The sequence below is a fragment of the Streptomyces diacarni genome, from assembly GCF_003323715.1.
GTDB classification, from domain to species: Bacteria; Actinomycetota; Actinomycetes; order Streptomycetales; family Streptomycetaceae; genus Streptomyces; species Streptomyces diacarni.
This window is the reverse complement of record NZ_QOIN01000036.1, coordinates 192,842-209,093: the sequence shown is the minus strand read 5'-3', so window position 1 is coordinate 209,093 and position 16,252 is coordinate 192,842. Positions and strand designations below refer to the sequence as shown.

Below are 16,252 nucleotides of genomic sequence, written 5' to 3'. Positions count from 1 at the left end.
GGACCGGGGGTCCGCACACCATGGGCATTCCCGGCGTTCTCGGTCTTCGCGGCCTTTCGCAAGAGGCCTTCTCGACCTTCGACCAGACCGGTGGCCGCATCGGCAGCGGCACACGCGGCAGCGGACAGGGCGGAGTGGGGCGATGTGCACGGTGAGGTGCGTACGCCCCCCGTACGCCACACTCGCCGCCCGCCGTCCGTGAGGCCCGGCACCCCCGGACACCGCGCGGACGCCGCCCCGCACCCGCCCCCGTGAGAGGACACCTCAGTGCCGCGCATCCGAGCCCTACCACCACGCCCTTCCCGCCGGACCCTGGCGGCACTCGCCACACTCGGGGCACTGCTGCCGGCGGCCGGCTGCGGGTACGGGTCGAAGGCCGTCGAGAGCGGCGGTCCGGCACCCGTGGGCGGCAAGAAGATCGACGGGCTCGACGAGGTGAAGCTCGGATACTTCCCCAACGTCACCCACGCCACCCCCCTGGTCGGGCTGCGCTCCGGCGGCCCGATACCGCGCGAGCTGGGCGGCACGAAGGTCTCCACACAGGTCTTCAACGCCGGGCCCTCCGCCGTCGAAGCGCTCAACGCGAAGGCCGTCGACATGACCTGGGTCGGCCCCTCCCCCGCCGTCAACGGATGGGTGCAGTCGGGCGGGAAGAACCTGCGGATCGTCTCGGGCGCGACCTCGGGCGGCGCCTCCCTCGTCGTCGACCCGGAGAAGGTGACCTCGCTCGACGACCTGAAAGGCAAGACGCTCGCCACACCCCAGTTGGGCAACACGCAGGACGTCGCACTCCTGCACCACCTGCGGAGCAAGGGCATCGAGGTCGACCCGGAGACCGGCAAGGGCGCCACCTCGGTGCTGCGCCAGGACAACAAGGAGATCCCCACCACCTTCCGGCAGGGCGGCATCGACGGCGCCTGGGTCCCCGAACCGACCGCCTCCAAACTCGTGGCGGAAGGCGGGAAAGTCCTGCTCGACGAGAAGAAGCTGTGGAAGGAGGGGAAGTTCGTCACCACCAACCTGGTGGTGCGCCAGGACTTCCTCAAAAAGCATCCCGACGTGGTCAAGGCGGTGCTGCGCGGCTCGGTGCGGACCAACACGTGGATCCGCTCGCACCCCGGCACCGCGAAGAAGCACCTCAACGAGGCCCTGCAGCGCGACGCGGGCAAGCCACTGCCCGAGGACGTACTGGACGCGGCCTTCCGCCGTATCGAGGTGACGGACGACCCACTGGCCGCCACGTTGCGCAAGCAGGCACAACACGCCGCCGCGGCCGGACTGCTGAAAAAGCCGCACCTGGCCGGGATCTACGACCTCGCCCCGCTCAACCGGGTCCTCGAGAGCGAGGGCCGCCCCGCCGTGACCGACGCCGGACTCGGCCACCGGTGAGCCCTGAGCCACACGACGACAAGCCTGAGCCCCCTACGAGAAGGAGGTGAACCAGTGACCGTGACCACAGCGGCCGGCACCGCCGCCCGCCTCACGCACGTGACCAAGTCGTTCGGCCCCCAGCAGGTACTGGACGACATCAGCATCGATGTCGCCCCCGGACAGTTCGTCACCCTGCTCGGCGCCTCGGGCTGCGGCAAGAGCACCCTGCTCAACCTCGTGGCGGGCCTCGACGCTCCCACCACCGGCACCATCGAGGTACCCGGCGGACGCCCGGCACTGATGTTCCAGGAACACGCGCTCTTCCCGTGGCTGACCGCCGGCAAGAACATCGAACTGGCCCTCAAGATGCGCGGCATGCCCAAGGCCGACCGCCCCGACGAGGCCGAACGGCTGCTGCGGCTCGTACGGCTGCGGGGCGCATACACCAAACGCGTCCACGAGCTGTCCGGTGGCATGCGGCAGCGGGTGGCGCTCGCCCGCGCACTGGCGCAGGACAGCAGACTGCTGCTGATGGACGAGCCGTTCGCCGCACTGGACGCCATCACCCGCGACGTCCTCCACGAGGAACTGACCCGCGTCTGGTCCGAGACGAACGTCGCCGTGCTCTTCGTCACGCACAACGTCCGCGAGGCCGTACGGCTGGCCGAGCGCGTCGTGCTGCTCTCCTCCCGGCCGGGACGCGTCGCCAAACAGTGGGAGGTCGGCATCCCGCACCCGCGCCGCATCGAGGACGCGGACGTGGCCGCGCTCTCCGTCGAGATCACCGAACAGCTCCGGGGGGAGATCCGCCGCCATGGCCAGCACTGAGACCCAGCCGACGGCCTCAAGGCCGCGACCCGACGACGACGAGAAGGCCACGAGCGCGGCGGCCACCACGGCGGCGCGCGAGACCCCGGCGCCCGGCAGCGACCTGGCCGGTCTGGGGGCCGGGCTCGACGCGCTGGACACCCACGCCACGGAGCGCCCCGCGCTGCGGGAGGTGCTGCGCCGCAAGGTGCTGCCGCCGGTGCTGGCGGTCGTGCTGGTCCTGGCCCTGTGGCAGGCGGCGTTCGCGCTCGGCCTCAAGCCCGACTACCAGCTGCCGAGCCCGCTGATGGTGTGGGACGCGCTGGCCGAGGAGTGGTACAAGGGCACGATCCTCGGCGTCGTCTGGCAGAGCGTCTCCCGCGGGGCGCTGGGCTTCGGAGTCGCCCTCGTCGTCGGGACACCGCTGGGCCTGCTGGTGGCCAGGGTGCGGCCGGTGCGCGCCGCGATCGGACCGATCCTCTCCGGACTCCAGTCGCTGCCCTCGGTCGCATGGGTACCTGCGGCGATCATCTGGTTCGGGCTGACCAACGCCACCATCTACGCCGTCGTGCTGCTGGGCGCCGTGCCCTCCATCGCCAACGGCCTGGTCGCGGGCGTCGACCGGATCGACCCGCTGCACCTGCGCGCGGGCAAGGTGATCGGCGCACGAGGACTGCGCGGCGTCCGCCACGTGCTGCTGCCCGCCGCGCTGCCCGGCTACATCGCCGGACTCAAACAGGGCTGGGCGTTCTCCTGGCGGTCCCTGATGGCGGCCGAACTGATCGCCACCTCACCCGAACTCGGCGTCGGACTCGGCCGGCTGCTGGACACCGGCCGCTCCTACCAGGACATGCCGCTCGTCCTGGGCGCGATCCTGCTCATCCTGCTGGTGGGCATCGGCATCGAACTGCTCGTCTTCGCGCCCGTCGAGCGGCGCGTTCTGCGCCACCGGGGGCTGCTGCGCTGATGTCCCCGTCCCGCGCCACGCCCCACACCCCCGCCTCCTCCGCGCTGCTGCTGATCGCGCACGGCAGCCGCGACCCGCGGCACGCCGCCACGGTCGCCGCACTCACCGCCCGCGTGCGGCGGCGCGCGCCGGGGCTGCGAGTGGCGGTGGGCTACCTCGACTTCGACGCGCCGTCGGTGGGGACCGCGCTGCGGTCGCTGCACGCGGCGGGGGCGCGGGATGTCGTCGCCGTCCCGCTGCTGCTGACCCGCGCCTTCCACGCCAAGACGGACATCCCCGGGGTGCTGGCCGAGGAGAGCGCGCCCCTACCGGGCCTGACCGTCCGCCAGGCGGACGTCCTGGGCCCGCACCCCGCACTGACCGTCGCCCTGGAGCGGCGATTGCGCGTGGCCGGGGTGGCGCCCGGCGACGCGCCCCACACCGGCGTCGTCCTGGCGGCGGCCGGCTCCTCTGACCCGGAGGCGAGCGCAGTGATCGCAGCAATCGCGCGGGAGTGGCGGCGTACCACCGGTTGGTGTGCCGTGCGGCCTGCGTTCGCCTCCGCCTCGGCACCCCGCACCGCCGACGCCGTACGGGACCTGCGCGCGGCGGGAGCGCGCCGGGTCGCGGTGGCACCGTACGTGCTGGCCCCAGGACGCCTCCCCGACCGCATCGCCGCCGGCGCCCGCGAGGCCGGCGCCGACGCCCTCGCCCCCGCCCTGGGCCCCGCCCCAGAAGTCGCCCGCGTCGTACTCGAACGCTACCGAGCCGCCCTCGCACCCGACCTGACCGCCTCGGCGGCGTGACGAGGAGCCCCGCAGGGGCTCCTCTTGCCGAGCTCAGCCCGGGGCTCCTCGCCTTCAGCACCGAGCGAGCCACCGCCGTCTGTCGGCGGCGGTGGCTCCCGTCTTGCCGGTCACGGTGGTGACTATCCGGTGACGCCCCAGTCGTGCCAGCGACCGTTGTAGAAGCAGTTCTGCCAGTAGTGGTAGGACGCGTTGTCGACGTAGACGATGACACAGCGCCGGGAGGGATTGCCGGTCTCTGCGGAGCCGCGCATCTCGTCAGCTCGTCCGTTGCCCGGCATTTCCACCCAGCGGCCCGCGGCCTTCCAGGTATGCCAGACGGTTCGGTCAGGAGCGACGACGAACACCTCGTCCGTGCGACCGTCTCGGTTCCAGTCGACCGCGGCGGTGCTCGTGCCGCACTTCTTGTAGCCGGTGTGACCCCAGTAGGTCACGCGAGCCCGGCAGGCAGCAACCCCTGTAGCGCTCCCCTCGCCGCCCGAGGGGGGACGGGCTGCCGCGACGGCTGCCGACGAGCTCCCCTGTGCCGTGCTGCCGGCGTGGGCGGGTGCGGACATCCCACCGGCGAGCGCGAGCCCCAGGACGGTGGCTGCAATGCTGCGTCGCAACGGCATTCCGCGTGCGTTCATGCTTCCCCCTAGCTCTCGCATCGCGATCCCCTACGGACCCGATGACGTCGGTGCCAACCGTAGGTCTGTCGCAGGTTGGGTCGCGTCAACCACTGGTTGTGCCGTGGGGTAAACCCCCGAGGTAGCCATCGCCGGGCTACGCCTCGGGGTCTACGCGAGGCGGGGAACGTCAAGTGGGCCGCGCGGGGCCTATGCTCGCCCTCGCCCAGCACGAGCTCGAAACAGCTGGCTACCGGCCGGAAGGCGACCAGGAACTTGAGGCGTTCGGTCTGCTGGGAGAGCATCGCCGTCGTCAACCAGGCGTCCTCGCGCTGGGAGCCGGTCGGCGCTCGCCCCGTTCAGTGGGCTGCCGTGGCCGCCGGCCACCACGCGGCGGCTGCCGCCACTGGTCGGCAGGAGGACGAATGTTACGTGGGGTCCGTGAGTTCGTGGGTGCGGGGAGTGGCCCCGTGGCGGCAGGGCCACGCCCTGGGGAGGGACTACGGCGTGTACTTGCAGCCGACGCGCCGCACGGTCACGATGCGGGCGCGGTAGCGCGCTCCGAGCCTGCGCCGCAGCCGGGCGGCGTGAACGTCGACGGTGCGCCGCTCGCGGTCGACGCGGATGCCCTCGGCTGCGGGCAGCCGCAGCACGTGCGGGGAGGCTCTCGGCGACGACGGCGGCCCCGGCCCTCATCGGGCGACCGCCGCGGGGTCTCCGGCACGGCGAAGGCCCGCCGTGCCCCGTGGGGGGAGGGCACGGCGGGCCTGGTGTTGCGCTTACCCGGAAAACCGGGGTTACGCACAGAAGGGGCTCACAATTGACCGTGAAAGGCGGTCACTTGACCACGCGGAGGAGCTTGTCGGTCGTCCCCTTGGCCGGATCGGTCACCGCGCCGGCGGTGGCGCCCTTGGTGAGCGCCGCGGTCACCTGCGCCGGGGCGGCGTCCTTGTGGCCGCTCAGGTAGACGGCGGCGGCTCCCGCCACGTGCGGGGAGGCCATGGAGGTACCCGACATGGTGGCGGTGCCGGTGTCGCTCTTGTTGCTCGCGGAGACGATGTCGACACCGGGGGCGAAGAGGTCGACGAGCTTGCCGTGGTTGGAGAACTCCGCCTGCGCGTCCTTCTTGTCGGCGGCGGCCACGGTCAGCGCCTCGGGCACCCGGGCCGGCGAGGAGGTGGAGGCGTCGGCGCCCTCGTTGCCGGCCGAGACGGCGTAGGTGACGCCGGAGGAGATCGAGCGCTGGACGGCGGCGTCGAGGGCCGCGTCCTTGTTGCCGCCCAGGCTCATGTTGGCGACGGAGGGGCCCTTGTGGTGTTCGGTGACCCAGTCGACGCCTGCCACGGCGAGCGCGGTGGTGCCGGAGCCCTCGTCGTCGAGCACGCGTACGGCCACGATGTCGGCCTTCTTGGCGACGCCGTACCGGGTGCCCGCGACGGTTCCCGCGACGTGGGTGCCGTGGCCGTTGCCGTCCTGGGCTGTCTTGTCCTCGTCGACGGCGTCGTAGCCGTAGGAGGCGCGGCCGCCGAAGTCCTTGTGGCTGATGCGCACGCCGGTGTCGATGATGTACGCGGTCACCCCGGCTCCCGCGCCCGAGGGGTAGGTGTAGGTCTTGTTCAGCTTCCGCGACTTCTGGTCGATGCGGTCCAGGCCCCAGGAGGGCGGGTTCTTCTGGGTGGCGGCCGTGGTGGTGATGCGCTGGTTCTGGAAGACCTGGGCGACCTGGTCGTCGGCGGCGAGGCGCCTGGCCTCCTGTGCGCTCATACCGGTGGCGTTGAAGCCGTGGACGGCCGACCCGTAGGTGCGCGCGACCTTGCCGCCGTACTCGTCGGCCAGGTCCTTGCCCGCGCTCTCGACGCGGGTGGCGGAGGTCTTGCCGTGCGTGGAGCCGCCGTTCTTGAGGAGCACGATGTAGCTGCCCTTGACGGCATCGTGGGAGCCGGCTCCGATGACGGTGCCCTCGGCGGGTGCCGCACCCGCGGGGAGGGTGAGGAGGGTGGCGCCGCCCGCGAGGGCGACGGCCGCCCCGATCGCGAGGGATATCCGGCGTTTGGTGTTGCGGGCCACGTGCGTTGCCATGCGGGGAGCGCCTCTCCTGGTGTCGTGTGGGGGGTGGCGGTCCTGCGCCCCGGGTGGGGCGCAGGACCGTCGCCGACTGGTTCGAAACCCTGTCGGATGGGCGCGCACAGCTCAAGTTCTCCGTGCGGGTGTGACACACGCAACGGGTGAGGCGGGTGGTGCGGTCGGCGCTCCGAGTGAACGCGGACGCGGCCGGTTCAGGGCCGCTACGAGTCCGCCGACCGCACGGAGTCGCGGACTACTTGGGCACGCGCATCAGCCGGTTCGGCGTGCCGGCGCCGGGGTTGGCGATGGCGTCCTTCGTCGCCCCGTCCGTCAGCGCGGTGGCGACCTGCGCGGGGGTGGCCGTCTTGTGCTCACTCAGGTAGAGCGCCGCGGCTCCCGTGACGTGCGGGGTGGCCATGGAGGTGCCGTATCCGGCCATGGAGGCGGTGTCGCTCTTGTTGCTGGCGGAGACGACGTCGATGCCGGGCGCGTAGAGGTCGACGCTCTTGCCGTAGCTGGAGAAGTCCGTCTGCTTGTCGTTCTGGTCGCTCGCCGCCACGGTGATCGCCTCGGGCACGCGCGCCGGGGAGGCCTCGCTCGCGTCGCTGCTGTAGTTGCCCGCCGCGACCACGCAGGTGATGCCCGCGTCGACGGCGCGCTCCACCGCCTCGTCGAGCGCGTAGTCCTTGAAGCCGCCGATGCTCATGTTGGCGACCGCGGGCCCTTCCTCGCCCTCGTGGTCCTTGATCATCCAGTCGATGCCCGCGACGGCGTCGGCCGTGGTGCCCTTGTTGTCGTCGCCGAGGATGCGCACCGCCACCAGATCGGCCTTCTTGGCGATGCCGTACTTCGTGCCCGCGATGGTGCCGGCCACGTGGGTGCCGTGGTTGGCGCCGTCCTGCGCGGTCTTGTCGTCGTCCACCACGTCGTAGCCGTTCGCGGCGCGGCCGCCGAAGTCCTGGTGACTGACGCGGATACCGCTGTCGACGACGTAGGCCGTGACGCCCGCGCCCGCGCTGTCGGGGTAGGTGTACTTGCCGTCCCCCTTCGTCGCCGCCTGGTCGACGCGGTCCTGACCCCAGGAGGGCGGGTCCGTCTGGGTGGCCTGCGCCCTGATCTGCCGCACCTGCACGACCTTGGCGACCTTGTCGTCCGCCGCGAGACGCCGCGCCTCCTGCGCGCTGAGCCCCTCGGCCGCGTAACCGGTCAGTGCCGCGTGGTAGGTGTGCTCGACGGTGCCGCCGTACTCGCCGGAGAGGCTCTTCGCCTCCGTGGCGGCCTGCGCTCCGGCAGTCCCGGCACTCTTGTCGAGCACCACGATGTAGCTGCCCTTGACGGCACCCTCGGCGTCCGCGCCCAGGACGGTGCCCTCCTCGGGGGCGCCCGCGCCGGCGGGCAGGGTGAGCAGCGTCGCCCCGCCCGCGACAGCGAGCGCCGCGCCGAGCGCGAGGGATATCCGTCGTTTGGTGTTCCGTGTGCCGTGAAGTGGCATGCCCAGGGAGCCTTTCGCTGGTGGCGGTTGACCGATCCGGTGTCGGACCGATCGAATCCTTGTCGGATTGCCGTGTACGGCTCAAGTGGCATGTCGTTCTGTGACGGACACAACACCGCTGAGGGACAGTCACCCCACGCGCCCGACCGCGCCCCCGCGACCACCCGCGCGGCGTCCAAGCGGCGTCCACCCGGCGCCCGCACGCCGTCCGCGCGGCACCCCGCGCCGGCCTCTCCGGCGCGGGACTCAGCTGGTCAGCTCGATGAGGCGCTGGACCGTGCGCCAGTTGCGCCCCGTCATGGTCAGCCGGGGCCGCACGCCTTCCAGCGCGGGCACCAGTTTGCTGCGGCCCATCCCGTGCGGGAAGTGGCAGTAGACGGCACGTCCCACGTGCCGGTACTCCTCGGGCGCGAAGGCGTCCGCGTCCAGGGCCGCGAAGTGGTCGGCGGCCGGCTCCTCCTCGATGAACAGCACCAGCAGCTTGGCCGGATCCAGCTCCGCCACGGGGAGGGGGCAGGCCGCCGCGACGGCCCGCAACTCCTCACCCGTCCGCACCAGAGCGGGCACCTCCACGCCGAACCGCTCGGCGACGGCCCGCTCCAGTACGGGGCGCGGGTCCTCCTCGTCCGCGGTGAACACCGCGTTGCCGCTCTGCAGGTAGGTGCGCACGTCGCCCCACCCGAGTTCGGCCATGACCGTGCGCAGCTCGGCCATGGGCACCTTGTTGTGCCCCCCGACATTGACCCCTCGCAACAGCGCGGCATACCTCGTCATGCCGTACACCGTATGTGCCGCGGCGGTTGCGTGGGGCTACGAGACAGGACGGGAGTCCGCCCAGAAGTGGTCGAACTCCTCGCGGTACAGCGGGAAGAGCGCCCCCTCCACGTCGTAGTCGCCGGACACGTGGCGGCCCGGGCCGCGCAGGACGAACGCCGGGGTCTCCATGCCGCGCGCGTGGCGCAGGTAGGACTGGACGACGGCCAGGCCGTCGGAACCGTCGCCGTCGACCAGGTAAGCGCTGAAGCGCGGGGTCTCGTCGAAGACGTGGATCTCGAACGCCCCGTCGTCCCGCAGCCGGGAGCGCACCCGCCGCATGTGCAGGATGTTGGTCTCCACCGAGCGGGCCAACTCGCCCTTCTTGAGGCCCAGCTCCCGCTCCCTGCGCCGCAGCGCGCTGCTCGCCGGGTTCATGAACAGCAGCCGCACCCGGCATCCTGCCTCGGCCAGCCGCACGAGCCGGCGCCCGCTGTAGTTCTGCACCAGCAGGTTGAGCCCGATGCCGATGGCGTCCAGCCTGCGCGCCCCGGCGAACAGGTCCTCTGCGGGCAGCTGACGTTGCAGCCGTACGCGGTCCGCGTGGACACCGACCACATCCGCGAACCGGTCTCCGACCAGTTCCTCGACGGCGTCGACGGGCAGCCTCTCCCCCGAGGCGGCACCCCGCGGCGCCGCGCCCAGCACCTCCAGCAGCCTGCGGCACATCCGTTCGGCCTGCGCGAGCACCGTCTCGGACAGCGCGCGGTTGCGTGCCACCGCGCTGCGGGCGACCTCCAGCTCGTCCAGCGCCAGCTCCACCTCCCTGCGGTCGGCGAAGTACGGCTCGAAGCAGGGCCAGTGCTGCACCATCAGCTCGCGCAACTGCGGCAGGGTGAGGAAGGAGATCAGGGTGTCGTCCGCCGGATCGAGCAGATAGCCCTTGCGGCGGCTCACCTCCCGCACGGCGACGGCCCGCTGCACCCACTCCTGCCCCGCGGGGCCCGCGGCGGCGATGACCCACTCCTCGCCGTGCACCGGCTCGTAGATCGGCCGCAGCACGGCGGAGACGACCGCGCGCATCCGCTGTTCGACCAGATTCAGCCACACGTAGGCGCGCCCGGCGCGCTGCGCCCTGGTGCGCACCTGCGCCCAGTCGTTCTCGTCCCACCCCACGTCCGCGCCGATCTCCATGGGGCGGGCCAGCGGAACGGCGCCCGGCTGGAGCCCGGCCTCCCCCAGCCCGCTCCGGGGCGGTACGCCCGCTTCCCAACCGCCCGGCGGGTCGTCGGCCGTTCCGTCCTGCGCGGCGGCTCCGCCGCCGTCCGGCCCCTCACCGCCGTCACCTGGGGGGAGTTCAAACCCTCCCGAGCCCAACTGCGCACCGCCTTCCGCACCCCGGTCCGACCCCCGCTGTTCGATCAAGGAAGACTACTGCGGCCCTCTCACAGCCGCACCCGTAACCCCTGTCAACTTCGGGTGCCCGTACGCGCGCACGGGCTCGGATGACGGCCGGGTCCCCCCGCGGTCCGCCGCGCACCGCACGGTGCCGCAACGAGGTGACGACGGGGAAGAGACACTCCTGTGCAGGTCCTGCCGGGGCGCGCGCATCCCTTGCGGGTACGGAACGCCCCGACAAGGCCCCGTACTACCGTCTCGGGCACGCTCCGCGCTACCGCACCGACACGACCGGCACGGGGAATTCACCGCTGATCCCCAGGCGCCGCGTCCGCCGGCCGGCCACCGCCGCGGGCACGTGCGGCGCGGCTCTCCACGGCGGCGCGCCTCTCGGCGCGTTCACCCGGCCGACGAGGCGGGCGCGAGCGCGCCGCCGTGCCCTTCCCGCGCCCTCTCAGGACGAGCCGCCCAGGCGAGCGCGCACGCCGCGGCGGCGGTGCCCACCGCGACCCCGAAGGCGGCGCCGGGACCGTACCCCTCGGCCACGGGGCCCGCGGCCATCAGGGCGAGGGCCTGGCCGCCGATGTCGCCGCTGGTCATGAACGCCATCGACTCGCCCAGCCTGGAGGCGGGAACCACCCGTTCCGTGAGGGAGAACAGCGTGATCAGGTGCGGGGCGTAGGCGCTGCCGAGGATCACCACCACGACGTACAGCCACCCCAGGCTGTGCACCACCAGCAGCGGCAGGGCCAGCACCAGGGCGGCACATGTCGCCGCGCGCCACCGGACCGTGAGCGTCACGGCGGGTGGCACCGAGGCCATGGCGAGCCCCACCACGGCACTCATCACGCCCATCGCGGCGTAGACCAGCCCCGACTGGCCGGGGGCGCCCAGGTCCTCGGTGAGCGCCGTGATGCCCGCCTGGCAGGCCCCGAACATGGCGCCCTGCAACGCCGCGGAGGAACGCAGCGCGTAGACGGTGCCGCGCCGCCGCCTCGCGCGCCCGAACTCGGCACCCGTCAGGGCGCTGCCCTCGGGCCGGGGTTCTCGGAGGCCGCCGCCCTGAGGAGGGGTGCCCCTGCGGACACCGCCCGCCGGTGCGACGGCCCGCGCCGTCGGATGCAGCGCGAAGGCGACGCCGCACACCGCGAGGAGCGCCGCCGCCAGACCGAGCGCGACCGCCGGGTGCGCCACCGTCGCGGCGACGCCCACCAGCGCGGGGCCGAGCACGAACGAGGTCTCGTCCAGGGTGCCTTCCAGCGACAGCACCCCCGACACCGTGCGCTCGTCCGCTCCCGCGTGCCGGGCGAGCGCGACCATGCGGGAGCGCGACAGCGGGCCCACCTGCGGCACGCTCACTCCGACGAGGACCCCGAGCGCCGCCAGGCCCGCGGTCGGCGCGTGGCCGAGCGCCCCGGTGACGAGCCCGGTGACGGCGCACGCGTTCAGGAGGGCGGCGACCAGCACGACCGGACGCTGTCCAAGCCGGTCGGCCAGTCGCCCGACCACGGGCCCACCCACCGTCTGTCCAGCCGCCAACGCGCCCCCCACCAGACCTGCGGTGGCGAGGCTGCCGCTGGTACGTGCCACCAGCAGCAGCGAGCCGAGCTGGCACATCGCGGTCGGCAGCCGTCCCAGGAACGAGACGGCGGGCAGGAGTGGCCCCCCTCCCAGGCCGATCACCGTGCGGTATGTCGTCACCAGTGCTCCAGCCATCGCCCGACGCTACCCGCGTGGATCACCCCCCGGCACGGACAGGACGCACGAAATGGACCCGGGTGGGTACGTACGTTCGCATGACACGCCGGCGTTCCGTCCGCGCCCCGATGCCTCGGCCCCTCGTCCCCTCGTCCCCTCGTCCCGGCCCCGGCCCCGGCCTCGTCCCCGTCCCCGCCGCGGGGGAACCGGCGCGCGCCACCGTCAGGACCGCGCCGCTGCACGGGCGGCCCTCACTCGGTCACGTGAGTGGCCGCTCCCCGGTCAGCAGGCGGAGGAAGGCGTGCGCCGCGCCCGTCGGCTCGGACCGGCAGAAGGCCGTCACCGGGCGGCGCCAAGGCGGCCCGACACCGACCAGTTGGTCCTCGGGAACGAGCGAGGTCGCCAGGTGGGCGGAGACCAGGCAGACGCCCGCGCCCGCCGCGGCCATGCGCGCGGCCGTCGTGGGATGCTCGACGCGCACGGCGGTGAGCGGAGAGAACCCCGCCTGTCCGCAGACCAGGTCGAGGAACTGCTGTCCTTCGATCCACGGCTCCATCCCGCACCGCACCCAGCCGCGGTCGGCCAGCTCCTCAAGACGCACCGGCTCGCCGCCGTCTGCCCCACGCCCGCACAGCGGGTCGCCGGGCGGGACGACGAGCACCACCTTCTCCTCGCCGATCTCCCAGGAGGGGCCCGGCCAGTCGGGCAGCCGGTAGCCGACGGCGAGGTCGGCGATCCCGCGGGCCATCCGCTCCCGCAGCTCGTCCTCCGTCACGTACTCGCGCAGCCGCAGCTCCACGGCGGGGTACAGCCGCCGCATCCGCGCGATCGCGTCCGTCAGGACACCCACGGCCAGCCCGTGCACGGTCGCGATCTGGAGTTCGCCACCGCAGGATCCGGCCGCGGCCCGCGCGGCGCGGCGGGCCTGCCGAGCGCTGCGGACGGCCAGTTCGGCGTCCGGCAGGAACGCCCGCCCCATGGGCGTGAGCCGCACCCCGCGCGGCAGCCGCTCCAGCAGCGGGCCGCCCACCTCCCGTTCCAGGGCCTTGATCTGGTGCGAGAGCGCCGACTGCGTCACGTGCAGCGCCTCGGCGGCGCGGGTGAAGGACGTCTCCTCGATGACCGTGACGAGATACTCCATCTGCCGCAGACTCACGAGCCGCCCCCCGCCTGTCCATGAGCGCTGTTCATCGCGTCCATAGAAGCATTGCGTTGGACTCATCGACCAGCCGGGGATGAGGCTGGGCCCATGAGCGGGAACAGCACAGATGTGATCGTCATCGGCGGTGGAACGGGCGGCTACAGCACGGCTCTTCGCGCCGCACACCTCGGTCTGGACGTCGCGTTGATCGAGCGCGATCTGGTCGGGGGCACCTGTCTGCACCGGGGCTGCGTGCCGAGCAAGGCGATGCTGCACGCCGCCGAACTGGTCGACGGGGTGTCCGAGGCACGCGAGCGGTGGGGCGTGAAGGCGACGCTGGACGGCGTCGACTGGGGCGCGCTGGTCGCCACCAGGGACGACATCGTCTCGCGCAACCACAAGGGCGTGGAGGGCCAACTGGTCGAGGCCGGCGTCACCGTGGTGCGGGGAACCGCCACGCTGGCCGGTGCGCGGGAGGTCGACGTCACCACCACGGCACGCGGAGACGCCACGGCGCACGGGGCAGGTCAGCGGTGGACGGCGCGGCGCGGTCTCGTGCTGGCGACCGGCTCCAGGCCGCGGACGCTGCCGGGGCTCGACCCCGCCGGGGCGCACATCGTCACCAGCGACGACGCGCTCTTCGCGCCGGGCCTGCCGCACAGCGTGCTGGTGCTGGGCGGCGGCGCGATCGGTGTCGAGTACGCCTCCTTCCACCGTTCCATGGGCGCCGAGGTCACGCTGGTGGAGGCCGCCGGGAGGCTGCTGCCCCTGGAGGACGAGGACACCAGCCGCCACCTGACCCGCGCGCTGAAGAAGCGCGGCATCACCGTACTGACGGGCGCCAGGCTGCTGGACGCCCACCGCGTCGGGCCTGGCGTCGAGGCTCGCGTCCAGCCGGCCAGGGGCGACGCGGCGACGCTCGCCGCGGAACGGCTGCTGGTCGCGGTGGGGCGGGTTCCGGTCACCGACGGGCTGGGGCTCGGGGCGGCGGGGCTGACGACCGACGCGCGGGGGTATCTGCCGCCCGCGCGCTGGGACGCCTTCGAGACGGCCGCCAGCGGCATCCACGTCGTCGGCGACCTGCTGCCGCCGCCCTCCCTGGGGCTGGCGCACGCCTCGTTCGCGGAAGGGCTGGTCGTCGCCGAGACGCTGGCAGGCCTGGCGCCACGCCCCGTGGACTACGCGGCCGTGCCGCGCGTGACCTACTCCAGCCCGCAGACGGCCTCGGTCGGCCTGAGCGAGGCGGAGGCCCGCGCGGCGGGGTACGAGGTGCGTGCCAACGTGATGCCGCTGACGGCCACGGCCAAGGGCATGGTCCACGGCCAGGGCGGCATGGGGAAGGTCGTCGCCGAACGGGGCGGCGAGGGGCGGGTGCTGGGCGTCCACCTGGTGGGCCCGCACGTCTCCGAGATGATCGCCGAGTCCCAGCTCGCGGTCGCCTGGGACGCCTCACCGGCGGACATCGCCCAGCACATCCACCCGCACCCCACGCTGAGCGAGGCGGTCGGCGAAACGTTCCTCACGCTGGCCGGAAGGGGCCTGCACCAGCACGCGTGACGGCGGCCCGGAGCCCGGCTCAGGTCACCGGGTCACCGGGTCACCGGGTGCCCCGGTCACCGGGGCACGGCCGCCCTGTGGGACTCGTCGTCCGCGCTCGGCCCGCCGCGCTGCACCAGGTGCGGGTCGGACAGGTCGCCGTGGGCCGCCGCCCCCGGCGCGCGCTTCGTCGCGGACGACGGCAGGAACGAGGCGATCAGCAAACCGAGGAGCGCGGCTCCCGAGGCGATGAGGAAGGCGGTGCGGAAGCCGTCCAGGTTGGGCACGCGTGCCGCGCCGAGCGGGCTGCTCATGCGGGCGAGGACGACGCCGACCACGGCGCTCGACGTCGAGGTGCCGATCGACCGCATCAGCGTGTTCAGCCCGTTGGCCGCGCCGGACTCGGACGGGTCCACGGCGCCGAGGATGAGCGCGGGCATCGCGGAGTAGGCGATGCCGATGCCGACGCCGATCAGCACGGACAGCAGCACGGTCTGCCACACGGCACTCAGCAGCACCGTGCCCAGCAGGTAGGAGGCGGCGAGGATCACCAGGCCGGTCATCAGCGACACCTTGGGCCCCCGCGCCTGGGACAGCCGCGCCGACAGCGAGGAGACGAGCATCATCGCGACGCCCATGGGCGCCACGCACAGCCCGGAGACGACCATCGACTGGCCCAGCCCGTAGCCGGTGGCGGCGGGCAGCTGGAGGATCTGGGGCAGCACGAGGGTGAGCGCGTAGAAGGCCAGCCCGACCATGATCGAGGCGAGGTTGGTCAGCAGGACCTGGCGGCGGACCGAGGTCCGCAGGTCCACGAGCGGGTCCTTGATGCGCAGTTCCAGCAGGCCCCACGCCAGGAAGATCAGCGCGGAGGCGCCCCACAGGCCCAGTACCGCCGGACTGCCCCAGCCCCAGTCGCCGCCCTTGGAGATGGGCAGCAGCAGGGTCACCAGACCGGCGGTGAGTCCCAGGGTGCCCAGGACGTCGAACCTGCCCGGGGTCCGCAGCGGGGACTCGGGCACCAGGAGGAACACCAGCACCATGGCCACCACGCCGATGCCCGCGGCGCCGAAGAACAGCACGTGCCAGTCGGTGTACTGGGCGATCCACGCGGCCAGCGGCATCCCGAGCGCGCCGCCCACGCCGAGCGAGGAGCTCATGAACGCCATGGCGGAGCCGAGCCGTTCGGGTGGCAGCTCGTCCCGCATGATGCTGATGCCCAGCGGGATGGCTCCCATGGCGAAGCCCTGCACGGCCCGCCCGGCCACCATCGGCACCAGCGCGGAGGTGAAGGCGCAGATCAGCGAGCCGAGGACCATCAGCCCGAGGCTGAGGAGCACGATCCGCCGCTTCCCGTACAGGTCACCGAGGCGCCCCATGATCGGCGTCGCGACAGCGCCCGACAGCAGCGTGGAGGTGATCACCCACGAGGCGTTGGATGTGGACGTGTCCAGCAGGGTGGGCAGTTGGGCGACGACCGGCACGATGAGTGTCTGCATGACGGCGACGGAGATCCCGCCGAACGCCAGGACAGGCACCAGCCACCGTCCGCCTCCCGGGCCCCGGGCCCCCGCTTCCCCCTCGGTGCGTATGTGCGCCCCGGCACTCGCTCCCACGCTCTCCCCCACGCGT

14 protein-coding genes and 1 pseudogene are annotated in these 16,252 nt (G+C 73.0%); 5 read left to right on the top strand and 10 right to left on the bottom strand.

Annotated elements, in window-relative coordinates; translation table 11 throughout:
* Positions 1-267 precede the first annotated feature (267 nt).
* Genes DTL70_RS09575 through DTL70_RS09560 form a run of 4 tightly spaced genes read left to right on the top strand, consistent with a single transcriptional unit; the run spans position 268 to position 3,930 of the window.
* Positions 268-1,389, top strand: a complete 1,122-nt coding sequence (locus tag DTL70_RS09575; protein WP_181860852.1) for an ABC transporter substrate-binding protein — start codon at positions 268-270, stop codon at positions 1,387-1,389.
* A gap of 54 nt (positions 1,390-1,443) precedes the next feature.
* On the top strand, positions 1,444-2,199 hold the full coding sequence (locus tag DTL70_RS09570) for an ABC transporter ATP-binding protein (RefSeq protein WP_245979168.1): 756 nt from the start codon (positions 1,444-1,446) through the stop codon (positions 2,197-2,199).
* Complete coding sequence (locus tag DTL70_RS09565) at positions 2,186-3,145, top strand: ABC transporter permease (RefSeq protein ID WP_114021439.1); 960 nt, start codon at positions 2,186-2,188, stop codon at positions 3,143-3,145. Before DTL70_RS09570 ends, DTL70_RS09565 begins: the two co-directional genes overlap by 14 nt.
* Complete coding sequence (locus DTL70_RS09560; RefSeq protein ID WP_114021438.1) at positions 3,145-3,930, top strand: sirohydrochlorin chelatase; 786 nt, start codon at positions 3,145-3,147, stop codon at positions 3,928-3,930. Before DTL70_RS09565 ends, DTL70_RS09560 begins: the two co-directional genes overlap by 1 nt.
* A gap of 122 nt (positions 3,931-4,052) precedes the next feature.
* Here the strand turns inward: DTL70_RS09560 and DTL70_RS09555 are convergent, their stop codons facing one another.
* The 9 genes and pseudogenes from DTL70_RS09555 to DTL70_RS09510 form a co-directional block, all read right to left on the bottom strand.
* Positions 4,053-4,364 carry a PLL family lectin gene (locus DTL70_RS09555; RefSeq protein ID WP_114021437.1) on the bottom strand — a complete coding sequence of 104 codons (312 nt, stop codon included), beginning with the start codon at positions 4,362-4,364 and terminating at the stop codon, positions 4,053-4,055.
* Positions 4,365-4,792: 428 nt separating this feature from the next.
* Positions 4,793-4,955 (bottom strand): annotated as a pseudogene (locus tag DTL70_RS34180) (LLM class flavin-dependent oxidoreductase); the annotation flags it as partial.
* A gap of 83 nt (positions 4,956-5,038) precedes the next feature.
* Positions 5,039-5,191: a winged helix-turn-helix domain-containing protein gene (locus DTL70_RS09545; protein ID WP_114021436.1), complete on the bottom strand. Its 153-nt coding sequence runs from the start codon at positions 5,189-5,191 to the stop codon at positions 5,039-5,041.
* A gap of 184 nt (positions 5,192-5,375) precedes the next feature.
* On the bottom strand, positions 5,376-6,617 hold the full coding sequence (locus DTL70_RS09540; RefSeq protein ID WP_114021435.1) for a S8 family peptidase: 1,242 nt from the start codon (positions 6,615-6,617) through the stop codon (positions 5,376-5,378).
* 238 nt (positions 6,618-6,855) lie between these two features.
* Positions 6,856-8,094: a S8 family peptidase gene (locus DTL70_RS09535; protein WP_114021434.1), complete on the bottom strand. Its 1,239-nt coding sequence runs from the start codon at positions 8,092-8,094 to the stop codon at positions 6,856-6,858.
* A 246-nt stretch (positions 8,095-8,340) separates the two neighbouring features.
* Complete coding sequence (locus DTL70_RS09530; RefSeq protein ID WP_114021433.1) at positions 8,341-8,868, bottom strand: DUF1697 domain-containing protein; 528 nt, start codon at positions 8,866-8,868, stop codon at positions 8,341-8,343.
* A 36-nt stretch (positions 8,869-8,904) separates the two neighbouring features.
* Entirely contained in the window at positions 8,905-10,224 is a 1,320-nt protein-coding gene (locus DTL70_RS09525) for an SAV2148 family HEPN domain-containing protein (protein ID WP_114021432.1), read from the bottom strand.
* A 420-nt stretch (positions 10,225-10,644) separates the two neighbouring features.
* Entirely contained in the window at positions 10,645-11,961 is a 1,317-nt protein-coding gene (locus DTL70_RS09520; RefSeq protein WP_245979167.1) for an MFS transporter, read from the bottom strand.
* Positions 11,962-12,202: 241 nt separating this feature from the next.
* On the bottom strand, positions 12,203-13,084 hold the full coding sequence (locus tag DTL70_RS09510) for a LysR family transcriptional regulator (RefSeq protein ID WP_181860851.1): 882 nt from the start codon (positions 13,082-13,084) through the stop codon (positions 12,203-12,205).
* A 108-nt stretch (positions 13,085-13,192) separates the two neighbouring features.
* Between DTL70_RS09510 and lpdA the strand changes: the two genes are divergently transcribed.
* Positions 13,193-14,641, top strand: coding sequence for a dihydrolipoyl dehydrogenase (gene lpdA, locus DTL70_RS09505; RefSeq protein ID WP_114021429.1), 1,449 nt, complete (start codon positions 13,193-13,195; stop codon positions 14,639-14,641).
* Between the two features lie 56 nt (positions 14,642-14,697).
* Here the strand turns inward: lpdA and DTL70_RS09500 are convergent, their stop codons facing one another.
* Entirely contained in the window at positions 14,698-16,248 is a 1,551-nt protein-coding gene (locus DTL70_RS09500) for an MFS transporter (RefSeq protein ID WP_114021428.1), read from the bottom strand.
* Positions 16,249-16,252: the final 4 nt, after the last annotated feature.